Here is a 13,144-nt window from a genome sequence, read left to right as displayed (position 1 = left end):
TGCGCTGGTATCACAACAGGTGATATGCGCCGCCTTTTCTTGTCGCCAAGAGCGGGGTACGAGGGACCACAATGACCAATCTGATCACAGAATACGCGCGGCTTGTGGACGCGGGCACCCTGAAACGCGATGACGCGCAGGAAGCAGTGCTTCCCGAATTCGAACGCATTCGCGCCGCATTGGCCGAGCCTGTGAAACGCGGGTTTTTTCGCCGTGCCCCTGAGCCTCCGAAGGGGTTGTATCTGTGGGGCGGTGTCGGACGCGGGAAATCTATGTTGATGGATTTCTTTGTCAGCCACGTCGAGGTCCCGGCACGCCGCGTGCACTTTCATGCCTTCATGCAAGAGGTCCACGCCCAAATGCATGAGGCGCGCAAACGCGAGGTCGATGACGCGATTGCACCCGTCGCCGCAGATGTAGCGGCATCCGTTCGGTTACTCGCTTTTGACGAAATGCAGATTAACGACATTACGGATGCAATGATCGTTGGGCGCTTGTTTGAGGCCCTGTTCGCCGCGGGCGTTGTCGTTGTCACCACGTCTAATCGCATCCCCGATGACCTATACAAAGACGGGTTAAACCGCCCTTTGTTCGTGCCGTTCATCGAACACCTCAAAGACCACATGCAGGTTTGGGAGCTCGCCTCGCCCACCGATTATCGGCAAGATCGCCTAAGCGGCAGCAACACCTATTTTAGCCCGCTTGGTGCCTTTGCCCGCAAACAGATGGATGCGATCTGGTCCGATTTGTCGGGTGGGGATGCCCAACCGCTAGACATCGCGATCAAAGGGCGCACCGTGACGATCCCGCAATTTCGCAACGGTGTCGGGCGCGCCAGTTTCTTCGACCTGTGTGCCAAGCCGCTTGGGCCAGGGGATTTTCTGGCCGTCGCAGACGCTTGCAAGGTGCTGATGATCGACGACATCCCAAGCCTATCCCGTAGCAACTTTAACGAAGCCAAGCGTTTTGTGACCTTGATCGACGCACTTTACGAGGCACATGTCAGACTGATTTGTTCCGCCGCAGCCATGCCGGAAATGCTGTATCTTGAGGGCGAAGGCACGTTTGAATTCGAACGCACCGCGTCACGTCTGCGCGAAATGCAAAGCGATGATTGGGCGGCTGGCGCTTAAGTTGTTTCCGCTTTAGCCTTGATTTTGGACCAATCGAACAAGCGCTTGAAGCAAAGCCTGCGTGTTCATTCGCCCAGACCTAAGCAGCAATTGTCGCGGGGGCGTAAATTCACCCCGTGCAGCGGCTGTATTCAGAAGCGCATCGATATAGGCATTCGATTGCCCTTCACTCAGCGCTTGAACAAGCAGGTTTTGAAGCCGGTCGCCTTGGGGGGGTACATACCCGAAATCCACCAGCACAGCCGCGGTCATCTTGTTCAGATCGTTGCGATTGTCGTTAGAGTCGGTCAAGCGGATCGGCTGGCGCAATTGGCGGCTGACCGCCTCGGCCGCAGGTATGTCGAGTTCAAGCAACGATGCGTCCGCGCGACTGACTTCGGCCTCGATCACCACAGGTGAGGTTTCTGCCACTTGGATCGGTGTTGATGACGGTTCATCCGGAATGATCAAAAGCAATCCGATCGTCACAAAAAGAAACGCGACGGCGATCAACAACATCTTGATATTGGTCGATGAGCGGGCATCGCCCTCGCTTACGGATCGTACAAAATCCGGCACCGGTTCATCACGCGACAACATACTGCTTTCCTCAAAGCTGCTCGGGTAACACATTTGGTCCACGAGCCTTTTATGACGCAAAATGTAGCAGGATTTAGATTCAACCGTCAATATTTTGTATGTTCGCCTAAGGCGGGCAGACCGTGAAACTGTGCAATCAGGCGCTTTCGCGCAACACTGCACCTGCCAGATACAACGACCCACAAATCAAAATGCGCGCTGTCGGGTCCGTTTCAAGGATCGCCTGCATGGCCGTACGCACGTCAGATGCATCCTGTGCAACCATGCCGACGTCACGCGCAGCTTGTGCCGTTTCTGCGCCTGACAGCGTGTTTGCCTCGCCGGGAATGGATAAAGCAGTAAGGCTGTCAGCCACCTGTGCGAGCGGGGCAAGGTAGCCGCGCACGTCCTTGGTGTTCAGCATACCGCAGATCAAATGGGTCGGTCGCTTGGGCAAGCTGCGCAGCACGGACGCCAGTGCGTTCCCGGCGGCCGGATTATGGCCTCCATCCAACCAAAGTTCGGCGCCAGAGGTTTTTGCAGTTTCGGCCAGTGGCCCATTATGCAAACGCTGCATCCGCGCAGGCCAGTCGGTTTGTGTTACCGCTGCGGCACATGCGTTTTCGTCACAACCCAAATGGCGGAGCGCCGACAGCGCCATCCCGGCATTTTGAATCTGATGATCCCCAGGCAGGACCGGCCGTGGCAAATCCAACAACCCCGTTTCATCCTGATAGATCATTCCATCCCGTTCGGGGCCAGAATGCCAATGCTGACCATAGGCCAGAACCGGCGCACCCAATTGGGCGGCGCGGGTTTCGATGACGTCTAGACCTTCGTCATCTTGTGGACCCACGATGCAAGGCACACCGCGTTTGATGATGCCGGCCTTTTCGCCAGCGATCGCCGTCAGAGTGTCGCCCAAAAAGGCCTCGTGATCCATCGATACGGGCGTGATGAGCGTCAGCGCCGGGTTGTCGACAACATTGGTTGCATCAAGCCGCCCACCAAGACCGACCTCTAGCAAGGTGTAATCCGCAGGCGTACGCGCAAAGGCCAGCAATGCAGCGCAGGTCGTGATTTCGAAATAGGTGATGTTTTCGCCACCGTTGGCGGCGTAACATTCATCCAACAGCGCAGTCAGATCAGGTTCAGAAATCAACGTGCCGGCAAGCCGGATGCGCTCGTGAAAGCGTGCAAGATGCGGCGAGGTATAGGCGTGGACACGGTGACCGGCGCTTTCAAGGCCAGCGCGGATCATGGCTTGGGTCGACCCTTTGCCATTGGTCCCAGCGATGTGGATGACCGCAGGCAGGTCGTTTTGTGGATTGCCAAGTGCAGCAAGCAAACGCCACATGCGATCCAGTGTCAGATCGATGATCTTGGGATGCAGCGCCATCATCCGCGCAAGGACGGCGTCAGATGTGTCTGCCGTCATGGTTTGGGCGCGTCGTCGTCTTCCGTGGTGTCTGCTTCCACATCACTTTCCGTCGGAGCAGGCAGATCCCCTGAAACGACTGGTGGCAAATCAAGCAGCATCCGCGTGATCGTGATCAATTCCTCGCGCATTTTTAAGCGCGAAGTTACCCGATCCAGCATGCCGTGATCCAAAAGATACTCGGCGCGTTGGAAGCCTTCGGGCAGTTTTTCACGGATGGTTTGTTCGATCACGCGCGGACCAGCAAAGCAGATCAATGCGTTCGGTTCGGCGATGTGGACATCCCCCAACATCGCATAGCTTGCCGTGACGCCGCCCGTGGTGGGGTGCGTCAGCACAACGATATAAGGCAAGCCGGCTTCTTTCAGCATCTGCACTGCAACCGTCGTGCGCGGCATTTGCATCAGACTTAGAATGCCTTCTTGCATGCGTGCGCCACCGGCGGCGGAAAACAGAACCAGCGGGCGTTTGAATTTCACCGCTTCTTCGGCAGCAGCGATGATTGCGTTGCCAACGTACATGCCCATGGACCCGGCCATAAAGCTAAAGTCCTGCGCGGCAGCGATTATCGGCGTGCGCCCAATTTCACCAGCCGCAACCAACATTGCCTCAGTTTCTTGGGTGGTCTTTTGCGCGGCCCGCATGCGGTCGGGGTATTTCTTTTGATCGCGGAAAAGCAGCGGGTCAGCGACGGGTGCGGGCACGTCCACTTCGGTGAAAATCCCGCCATCAAAAAGCGCTGTAAAGCGATCCCGAGGCGTGATGTTCATGTGGTGATTGCAATTGCTGCACACGTTCAAGTTGTCGCTAAGTTCGCGGTGGAACAGCATTGTGCCGCACTCATCACACTTGGTCCACAGATTGTCGGGCGTTTCGCGACGCGAAAAGATCGAGTTAATGTGGGGCCGGACGTAATTGGTGATCCAGTTCATAGGGACTTCCTGCTGCGATGTTCCGTCTCAGATAATCGCCCTGACCTGCAAATGCAATCAGGCCCTTATCGCAAGACGCGCCACCAGCCAGCTTACAAGTATCATAACAAAGTCGACAGGCAGCCACGCCGCCATCTGTGCTTCGTCCCCCAAACCAAACGGAAGGACAAATAATGCAAGGCCCGACATTTCATCCGGAACGCTGACCAGTACCAAAGCAGAAACGTTGTTGACAAAGTGAACCGCCATCGCAGGACCAAGTGTACCGGAACGCGCGGTAAGGTCAGCCATCAACACCCCAAACACAGTCGCCCAAAGCGCAATCGTCCACGCATTGCTGCCTGCACTGCTTGGCATGTAGTGCCCAAGTCCAAAAAGAACCGCAGGCAACACCATCCAGATCAAAGGTGACTTAAACTTTGCCGCCAATTGCTGCTGGATATAGCCCCGAAAAAGTACTTCCTCGGCACTGGTTTGGATCAAAACAGCAATCAGCGCGACGGGCAGCAACAGCAGCCATCGCCCGGTCGCCATATTGCGTTGGATCGGATCGCCAAAATCCCAAGGCGGCAAAATCCAAAGAACCGCTGTCAGCAAGACCATTGCCAACGTGACGACCACAAATTGGCGCCGTGCTTGAGTAAGGTCACCGATCAACGTGATAGGGCTGCGTTTGTGCACCATGAAGGCCACCAACCCCGCAGACACCGTCAACAACCCCAGCTGCAGCAAAACGATCAACATGCCCGCCGTCGTTTGTCCGGTTTGCCCGTCTGCCAGAATGGCCTCGACGGTTGCGGGCGTCATGACGCGAAACAAAGACCCAAAAATCAATTGGCTCAGGACGAGGAAAAGCCCCGCACCCAGTACCAGACCAAAACACAACCGCCAGATTTGCGGTTTTGCCTCTGCCGGGGACACAAAGCGGCGATGAGGACGGTAGTCAAATGACCAAACGCTCATTCCTCTGACGGCGTCGATGGCTGCCCCTCGTCCTGCGATATAGAAGAATTGACGTATCGCAGCTGTTCGACCGCGCCCGTCAAGTTTTTGCCAACTGTTTGCAACAAACCGCGCAAGACGGTGGTGTCGTTTTCAAGAACGGCGCGGAATTCTGTCGCCCCCATACGAAGGAATGTCGACTTGGCCGTCGCCGTCAAATTCAACTGGCGTGGGTCGTCCAGAATGATGGACAGATCACCGATCAAGCGGCCCGGTTCAACGATGGACACATCGCGCTGTGCTTCACTTTCGCCGTCATACGACAAAACGGCCGCACCCGAGATACACAGATAGGCCGCGTCTGGTTTTTCATGCATGGAAAAGATGCGCTGCCCCTCTTCGGCATGATACCACTGCGCCGCAAAGGCCAGCAGGCGCTGGTTGCGCGCTTCCATATTCGCAAACAAATCAGTGCCGGCGATGACCCGCAATTTGCGGTTAAGATCGTCGCCTTCTTCTTCGTTTTGATTTTGGACACCGTCCACACGTCCGGATTTGATTTCCACAAACAAATCATAGGCGTCCGGATTTTCGAACTTTTCTTCCAGGAAGATAAGCGTCGCATCAGGCAAAAGGCCACGCAGCGCTTCACGCGTGATGGCGCGTTGTTTTGCATCGTGGCTGGCAAGGGCACGATCAAACACCAAAATATCTGGCCGTTTGATGCCCGCGCGTGAAAAAGAAGCACGTTCCTGAAACAGCGTTGGCAGGCTCGTACCGCCCAGCCCTGTTGGGATATCAAGCGCAGTTTCCGCGACCTGCCTGCGCAACCCCTCATCCTTGAGCAGCTCGGACACAAGGTCTTCGACCAAATCGCCCTTTAAGCCGGCAACCATCGAAATCCGCCCATACAGCGCGTTTTCCAGTAAGGTTAGACGCGGCAAATAGTTGTCTGGCGCGATCTCGACAAAGTAATCTTTGGTTTGCGCGCGCAGCGCGGCGCCGTTACGTTGACGAATTTCGACGATCTCTTTTTTGAAACTCTCGGGGAATGCCGTGCCAATTTGTTCCGCTGTGAAGGCAAAGGGGACCGTCAACAACAAGGCGAATTCATCGTCCGTCAAGGCACCATCGCCCCGCTCGCGGCGGCGCTGCGCAATGTCCACAAGCCGTTCATACATCGCGTCAGTGATGTTAAGCGCCGTGAACAGCGGGTGGCTGGTACCATCCATTCCAAATGTTTGGTGCAACGTTTCGATCAACGTTTGCGAAATGCCGATGCCATGTTCAGCCAAGCCATGGTCAAGGATCAGGCTGATGAAAATGTCGTTAGACGCCAGGCCTTCTTGGCTCAGTTCAACTTTGGGCGACGCGAAAAGCAAGTTGCCCCCCAAAGGCACAGTGGGGTTGAACTCGTTTGGGTAAAAACGGTGCACGACATCAATCAAGTCTTTGTCGTGCAAACATTGTTCGACCGTCGGGCGCAGTTTGACGATAGCACGCGCCAGTTCTGGGTGCTCGTGCGGATCTATCCGGCTGGCAAGCATGCGGCGGAAAATAAATTCATCAACGCCCATCGCTTCGGTCAATTCGAACCACCACTGGCGGATCTCGTCCGAGTTTTTTAACCCAGCGATTTCGGGATCAATCCAATCGGCATCTACGCGGTCGCCGCTGTTGCCGGCGCGCAGCGCCTCGTTCATCGCTGCTTTTTCGCGTCGGTTATCGGGCGATGGTGCTGTTTGCGGGCTGGTCATCAACGGCATCAGCAGGTTGGTGCCCAATGTGCCATCAAACAGATAAGGACGCGAATGGGCATAACCGATACGCGCCGCGATAACCGCTTGGTGCAGTTCTGACAGATCATGGCCCGCCATTTCGATATTACCGCGCGTGGGAAGCACTTCGCGCGTCAGCAATTCGGCCAGTGCTGTACGTTCGACCTGACTGCGGACCTGAATAGCGACACGCGCCCCCGAAGGAATCGTCAGATCGATGTCTTCTAACACCGGGTTGTTGTCGGAATTGCGCACCGTGACATCCTTCATGACGATGTCGCCTTTCAGGTGCGGAATGTCGTCAGGTTCGCCGGTGAACAGGTTTTCGTCAATCATGCCTTTAGGCGCAAACCGTTCGGTCACGATTTCCCAGCGAATGGCCATGTCTTGCGTCTGGTTGTAATATGTCAGCAGCTCTTTCCACGGCGAAGACAGGTCTTTGTAAGCGCCCAAGGCGGCCACAAGCGCGCCCACAGTGATGTCCCCGATGATGGCCAAATAACCACCAACCAGATAGAAAAAGAACGGTGTCAGCTGGGTGATGAAGTTGTTGAGAAACTTCATAAAGAACTTTTGCTGATAGATTCTGAAGCGGATGTAAAAGATTTTGCCCAAACGATCCGTGAACTGCGCCAAACGATAGCGCAGGCCGCCATTTGTGCGCAGATCAGAAATGCCCGCAGCGCTTTCCCCAATCTCTGACGAAAAGGCCCGCATTTCCTTGATCCGGTCCTTGTTCAGCAAGTTGATCCGGCGTTGCAATATCGGGATCAACCACGCCTGTAATGGGATCAGCGCGATTCCGGCCAACCCAAACCAAAAGGATTGGACAAACAAAAAGACCAGGATGATCAGCATCTGACCGGCTTGGAACACCGGTTGCGCGACCATGTCCCCCATCAAGCCGCCCATTGGTTCGGCCTCTGAGGTGACCATGCTGACCAATTCGCCCTGCGAGGTCGACCGGAAATAACTGCGCGGAAACCGCAACATGCGCGAAATCAAAGAATAGCGAAACCGACGCAACAAACGTTCGGCTGTGACACCTTTCATGGTGTTCAGGCGCATCTTCATCAAGCCATGCAGCACAACCGAGGCCAGATAAAGCAAACACAAGGCCAGCAGGAACTGGATTTGGTTCAGTTCAATCAGGCCAAGGACTGAAATGGAATCGTCCGTCGCCCCGATGGCGTCATTGATGATCCGTTTGGGCAATTCCAACGTCACATACAAGAAAGGGAACGTGACCACCGTCAGCCCAAGCAGGATCAGTTGGTCTCTTTTGGAGTGCTTCCAGATGAAAGCGAAAAGGCTGGAATCCATGGGCATGTCCTGATCAGCAGCGCCGGGCGGCACGGGTGATCTTACACCTCAGACCGCACTGTCCGAACTAACTAGCCGCCACACCACTACAATACAACCGCGTCAGGCGCTTGCAGGTAAGCAGGTCAATGGCTATTCCAGTGCAAATCGCTTTAGGGAGACGCCAGATGTCAAAAGGTAAATTCGACAAATCCAAGCTGCCCAGCCGCCACGTAACCGAAGGGCCCGCGCGCGCGCCGCACCGGTCGTATTACTACGCCATGGGCATGACCGAAGAAGAAATCCACCAGCCGTTGGTTGGCGTGGCCACCTGCTGGAACGAAGCTGCCCCTTGTAACATTGCCCTGAACCGTCAGGCGCAATCGGTTAAGGTTGGCGTCAAAGGCGCCGAAGGCACGCCCCGTGAGTTCACCACCATCACCGTCACCGATGGCATCGCCATGGGCCACGAAGGCATGCGGTCGTCCCTCGCCAGCCGCGAAGCGATTGCCGACACCGTTGAATTGACCATGCGTGGCCACTGCTATGACGCGCTTGTTGGCCTTGCGGGCTGCGACAAATCCCTGCCCGGCATGATGATGGCAATGATCCGTTTGAACGTGCCATCTGTTTTCCTTTATGGCGGGTCGATCCTGCCGGGCCGCGTGGCAAAGGATGCCCAAGTGCCTGCGGATTATCTGAACCGCGATTTGACTGTGCAGGACATGTTCGAAGCCGTCGGCCACCAGCAAAACGGCACCATGACCGAGGCTGAATTGGAAATCCTTGAACGCGTTGCCTGCCCATCGGCAGGGGCCTGTGGCGGCCAATTCACCGCCAACACCATGGCTTGTGTGTCCGAAGCAATTGGCCTTGCGTTGCCGAATTCGTCTGGTGCGCCTGCCCCATACGAATCTCGCGATGAATATGCCAAGGCATCGGGCGCCGCGGTTATGAACCTGATCGAAAAGAACATCCGCGCGCGCGATATTTGCACCCGTGAAGCCTTCGAAAACGCCGCACGAATTGTCGCGTGTACGGGCGGTTCGACCAATGCGGGCCTGCACCTGCCGGCCATGGCGCATGAAGCCGGGATCGACTTTTTCCTTGAGGACGTCTGCGAAATCTTCCGCGACACGCCTTACTTTGTCGATTTGAAACCGGGCGGGCAGTATGTAGCCAAAGATCTGTACGAAGTCGGCGGCGTGCCTGTCGTGATGAAAGAACTGCGCAAAGCGGGCCTGATTCACGAAGATTGCATGACGGCAACGGGCTATTCCATCGGCGAAGAGCTGGACAAAAACACGCTCGAAGCGGACGGCAAGGTAATTTATCCGGTCGAAACGCCGATCACCAAGACCGGTGGCGTGGTTGGCCTAAAGGGCAACGTTGCCCCCGAAGGTGCGATTGTGAAGGTCGCGGGCATGGAACCTCAACACCAGCTTTTCACAGGCCCTGCGCGCATCTTTGAATGCGAACAGGACGCTTTTGAAGCCGTGCAAAACCGATCCTACAAAGAAGGCGACGTGTTCGTCATTCGCAACGAAGGCCCCGCAGGCGGGCCCGGCATGCGCGAAATGCTGGCGACCACGGCCGCACTGTCTGGTCAAGGCATGGGCAAGAAAGTGGCGCTGATCACGGATGGCCGTTTCTCTGGCGCGACACGCGGTTTTTGCGTGGGGCACGTCGGCCCAGAAGCCGCCCATGGTGGCCCTATCGCGTTACTGAAAGACGGCGATGTCATCACCCTTAACGCTATCGAAGGGTCGCTTAATGTCGCCCTAACGGACGAGGAATTGGCCGAGCGCAAAGCCGCTTGGGCGGGTCCGCGTGAAACGCTTTATGGCGAAGGTGCATTGTGGAAGTATGCGCAGCTTGTCGGCGGCGCTTATAAAGGTGCGGTCACTCATCCCGGTGCCAAGGCAGCGCGTCATGACTACATGGAGCTTTAAAAGCATCACTGTGGGGGCCATGTGTTTGGCCCTTGCAGGATGCGCCACCGTTCCGACCGAAGAACCCCCTGCGACAGACGGTGCATTATCGTCTGCCGTTCTGGCGCGCGGCACCGTGGCGTTAGCGCCGCCAGAGGGATACTGCATTGATCAAGAAAGCCTAAGCGATACCTTTGCGCTGATGGCGCGGTGCGGCAGCCTGGGTGGGACAACGCAATTTGGTGCTCCGGTTGCGGTCATAACCGCCGCCGTTGCCAGCCAAACTGTAGCGGCCTCGATCTTTGGACGCGCATTTGCGACTGATAGCGAAACTATTCTTTCGCGGCGACAGGCCGAAAGTATCACGCTGACCCATGTCAAAGGGACGCCACCTAGTCCCGGCATGCGTGATGTCTATTGGCGCGGCATTTCGCAAATTGACGGTCAGTTGCTTGGATTGACCATCTACGAGGCGAAAGGCGGTGCGTCGCTTGGCGAACAAGCGCCCGACCTGCTGAGGCAAACTTTGCGCCGAACAAAAGAGAAAACAGCGACCCGGACAGCCGCCAATTAAGACAATTCTGCAACGTCAGTCGCAAAACCCGCTGCAAACTTGGAATTGCCCAGTTTATTCAAGCGAAACCTTTGGCATAGATAAAGCAACCAGCGTTCGATCGCGACAGCCACAGCGGCACAGGATACATGACAGGTAGAAAACCCTCCTTCATCGAAAAACTGGCGCACAAGCGGGCGATGCGCCGTTGGGCACGTGCGGCCCGCAATGCGGCTGAAGCAAAGCTTTCTGAATTACGTGCGCAGCGCACTGACGCGCGGCTGTTGCGCACCCACCTTGATCGCCTGATACATCGCGCGGACGAACGGTTGGCCCTGCCTGCTTTGGGTTCAACCAGTTTTCCGCGTCCGCACAATGCCGACTGGGCATGGCGCCCTGAAATGTGGCGCGGACCTTTGCCCACGCCCGGAAAATCGACCGTTCAGACCAAAACGCGGCTAGGCCGCGAAATTACGTTGTTTCATGATTGCGCCCTCAGCGAGCTGACCGTGCGGCAACTGCGCAACCAACGCGAAGCGGACCTTGCCCCCTATGGGTTGCGCATGGATGTCTTCAAATTTGATGGGTCTTTTTTATCTTTGGTCATCGATCTGCCGGCAGACGCCGTTCAGGGTCTGCGCAAAACCCATCTTTTGGCCCTGAACGCGATTGTTGAGATGGAAAAGCCGCTAGAAATCTTTGGGCGCCTTAACATTCGCCATGGCCCCAACACCGAACAGATCGTTCGCGAGTTGCCTTTGAACCAGGATGAGGTGACTCTTGAATTTGACCTAGCCTATTCAAAACTGAACGAAAAACGTGTTGAGCATGCGTGGATTGATTTGATTTTTGAAGGCCCAGAAATGAACCAAGTCACATTGCGCGACCTCACATTCTCGCGCCGTCCGCGCGCCGCATTGTGACAATGGAGGCCCCATGAGCACCCTGACACTGACCCCGACAAAAATGCGTTACGGCATATGGCAAGGCCTCGTGCAACAGGACGGCACAGGTGTTCCGCAAATCAAAGTCACCCATCTGGACAAGACGGTTCCTGAGGTGAAAATCGAAGAAACCGGAAAAGACGGCGAGTGGCTGATCCAAGTTCCCATTCCAACCGAAGCCATTGCAGACGGTGTGCAAGTGTTTGTGCTGACCGATACGACCGATGACGAAAAGCTGGGGCAGTTCACGTTAATCGCGGGCGAAGCTTTGGGCGATGATATCCGCGGCGAAGTCGAATTGCTACGCGCTGAATTGGACATGCTGAAACGTGCGTTCCGCCGTCATTGCGTGGAAACCTCTTAGGGTCTGCTTGTCGCGGCGCCTTTGGGCAACCGATATGCCTCTATTGCGCTTGCTCCGAAAACTGCGGCTTCCGTTTGTGCATCTGGCATAAAGGACCGCGCCATTTCGCACCAAACATCATAATCCGCCGCAAGGGTCAGCACGGGCCAGTCACTGCCCCAAACCAGTCGGTCCGGGCCAAATTGCGTCAACAGGTGTTCGATATAAGGGGCCACCTGCGCGCGTGACCAATCGCCTGCCTCTGTCAGCAGCCCCGAAAGCTTGCAATACGCGCCACAGTCGTTTGCGATCATTGTAATGTCTTTCGCCCAAGCATCAAACGCACCCAGCGCGATTTCTGGTTTCGCCCCGTGATCGATGACCGCACGCAACTTTGGGTGACGGGTCAGCAAGGTATGCAACCGCGGCAGATGCCGGGGCAACACCAGCGCATCAAACGTGAGGTCATGTGCTATCATCGCCTCGAACGCTGGTGCCAAAGCTGGACCAAGCATCCAATCATCATCCACAATGTCCTGAATCATCGGGCGCAAGCCAACCAATTTCGGGTGGGCTGCCAGTCGTGCAATATCTTCCGCAGCATCCGGTCCGTTAAAATCCACCCAGCCAACAACCCCAAGCACAAAGGGAGTTTCATCTGCGATACTCAGCAGGAAATCTGTCTCGGCGACGGTGGGTGCTGCTTGAACCAGAATCGATGCACCCACCCCATTCTGAGACAGAAGTGGTTTCAGATCTGCAGGCATAAAATCGCGATAAAGCGGCGTCAGCTCAGGCGTCAACCAGCCATAATCCCCACGCGCCACTTGCCAAAAGTGTTGGTGTGCGTCGATGATCATGGGGCAATCACGCCCTTTTTCAGAATGATATTCCCATAAAGTCGCGTTTCCCCGGTTTGAACGATCGCAAAGGCCGATTTGGCACGTTCATAAAAAGCAAACCGTTCCAGACGGCCCAACCGTGCAGGCGTATCCGCAGTATCGGTAATGACATCCTGAAACTCGACGACGATGGGGGGCACAGCAGTCGGGTCATCGACCACCTCCATCACAAGGGCCGGATCGGGCACAAAACTGTCCAGCGGCATCACGCGCAACACAGCCTCAAGCACGTCAGTCGCTTTGATTCCATCCAAGCGATGACAGCGTTGTGCCAGTGCCGTGGCAGGAAAGTTCGCATCCGCAATAACGATAATATCGCCATGCCCCATGGCCCGCAGGCTATGTAGCAGGTCAGGTGACAGTATTCCCGGTATATCTCGCAGCATGC

General features: G+C 56.0%; 12 protein-coding genes. 5 read left to right on the top strand and 7 right to left on the bottom strand.

What is annotated here, in order from left to right; genetic code table 11:
• Positions 1-71: 71 nt before the first annotated feature.
• The gene (gene zapE, locus ABJF76_RS11340; RefSeq protein WP_413820145.1) at positions 72-1,133 is read left to right on the top strand and encodes a cell division protein ZapE; all 1,062 of its coding nucleotides are present in this window, start codon (positions 72-74) and stop codon (positions 1,131-1,133) included.
• 12 nt (positions 1,134-1,145) lie between these two features.
• On the opposite strand, the gene ABJF76_RS11335 is transcribed toward zapE, so the two are convergent.
• The 5 genes from ABJF76_RS11335 to ABJF76_RS11315 all read right to left on the bottom strand — a co-directional run bounded on the left by ABJF76_RS11335 (position 1,146) and on the right by ABJF76_RS11315 (position 8,104).
• The gene (locus ABJF76_RS11335; RefSeq protein WP_413820144.1) at positions 1,146-1,712 is read right to left on the bottom strand and encodes a hypothetical protein; all 567 of its coding nucleotides are present in this window, start codon (positions 1,710-1,712) and stop codon (positions 1,146-1,148) included.
• 136 nt (positions 1,713-1,848) lie between these two features.
• Positions 1,849-3,129: a bifunctional folylpolyglutamate synthase/dihydrofolate synthase gene (locus ABJF76_RS11330; RefSeq protein ID WP_413820143.1), complete on the bottom strand. Its 1,281-nt coding sequence runs from the start codon at positions 3,127-3,129 to the stop codon at positions 1,849-1,851.
• The gene (gene accD, locus ABJF76_RS11325) at positions 3,126-4,061 is read right to left on the bottom strand and encodes an acetyl-CoA carboxylase, carboxyltransferase subunit beta (protein ID WP_413820142.1); all 936 of its coding nucleotides are present in this window, start codon (positions 4,059-4,061) and stop codon (positions 3,126-3,128) included. Before accD ends, ABJF76_RS11330 begins: the two co-directional genes overlap by 4 nt.
• Positions 4,062-4,118: 57 nt before the next feature.
• On the bottom strand, positions 4,119-5,024 hold the full coding sequence (locus ABJF76_RS11320) for a lysostaphin resistance A-like protein (protein ID WP_413820141.1): 906 nt from the start codon (positions 5,022-5,024) through the stop codon (positions 4,119-4,121).
• Complete coding sequence (locus ABJF76_RS11315; protein WP_413820140.1) at positions 5,021-8,104, bottom strand: ABC transporter transmembrane domain-containing protein; 3,084 nt, start codon at positions 8,102-8,104, stop codon at positions 5,021-5,023. Before ABJF76_RS11315 ends, ABJF76_RS11320 begins: the two co-directional genes overlap by 4 nt.
• A 167-nt stretch (positions 8,105-8,271) precedes the next feature.
• On the opposite strand from ABJF76_RS11315, the gene ilvD reads away from it, so the two are divergent.
• From ilvD to ABJF76_RS11295, 4 genes are all read left to right on the top strand, one after another.
• Positions 8,272-10,035 (top strand): dihydroxy-acid dehydratase, encoded by a 1,764-nt coding sequence (gene ilvD / locus ABJF76_RS11310; protein ID WP_413820139.1) that lies wholly within the window; start codon positions 8,272-8,274, stop codon positions 10,033-10,035.
• Entirely contained in the window at positions 10,016-10,588 is a 573-nt protein-coding gene (locus ABJF76_RS11305; protein WP_413820138.1) for a hypothetical protein, read from the top strand. The genes ilvD and ABJF76_RS11305 overlap by 20 nt, the downstream gene beginning before the upstream one ends.
• Positions 10,589-10,716: 128 nt before the next feature.
• Entirely contained in the window at positions 10,717-11,490 is a 774-nt protein-coding gene (locus tag ABJF76_RS11300; protein WP_413820137.1) for a DUF6478 family protein, read from the top strand.
• Positions 11,491-11,503: 13 nt separating this feature from the next.
• Complete coding sequence (locus tag ABJF76_RS11295; protein ID WP_413820136.1) at positions 11,504-11,875, top strand: hypothetical protein; 372 nt, start codon at positions 11,504-11,506, stop codon at positions 11,873-11,875.
• Here ABJF76_RS11295 and ABJF76_RS11290 read toward each other — a convergent pair.
• Complete coding sequence (locus tag ABJF76_RS11290) at positions 11,872-12,714, bottom strand: amidohydrolase family protein (RefSeq protein WP_413820135.1); 843 nt, start codon at positions 12,712-12,714, stop codon at positions 11,872-11,874. The genes ABJF76_RS11295 and ABJF76_RS11290 overlap by 4 nt on opposite strands.
• A complete protein-coding gene (locus ABJF76_RS11285; RefSeq protein WP_413820134.1) occupies positions 12,711-13,142 on the bottom strand; it encodes an RbsD/FucU family protein in 432 nt (143 codons plus the stop codon). The genes ABJF76_RS11290 and ABJF76_RS11285 overlap by 4 nt, the downstream gene beginning before the upstream one ends.
• Positions 13,143-13,144: the final 2 nt, after the last annotated feature.

Origin of the sequence: Tateyamaria sp. (assembly GCF_039940735.1) — a bacterium.
Taxonomy (GTDB): Bacteria; Pseudomonadota; Alphaproteobacteria; order Rhodobacterales; family Rhodobacteraceae; genus Tateyamaria.
This window is presented reverse-complemented; position numbering and strand designations above follow the sequence as displayed.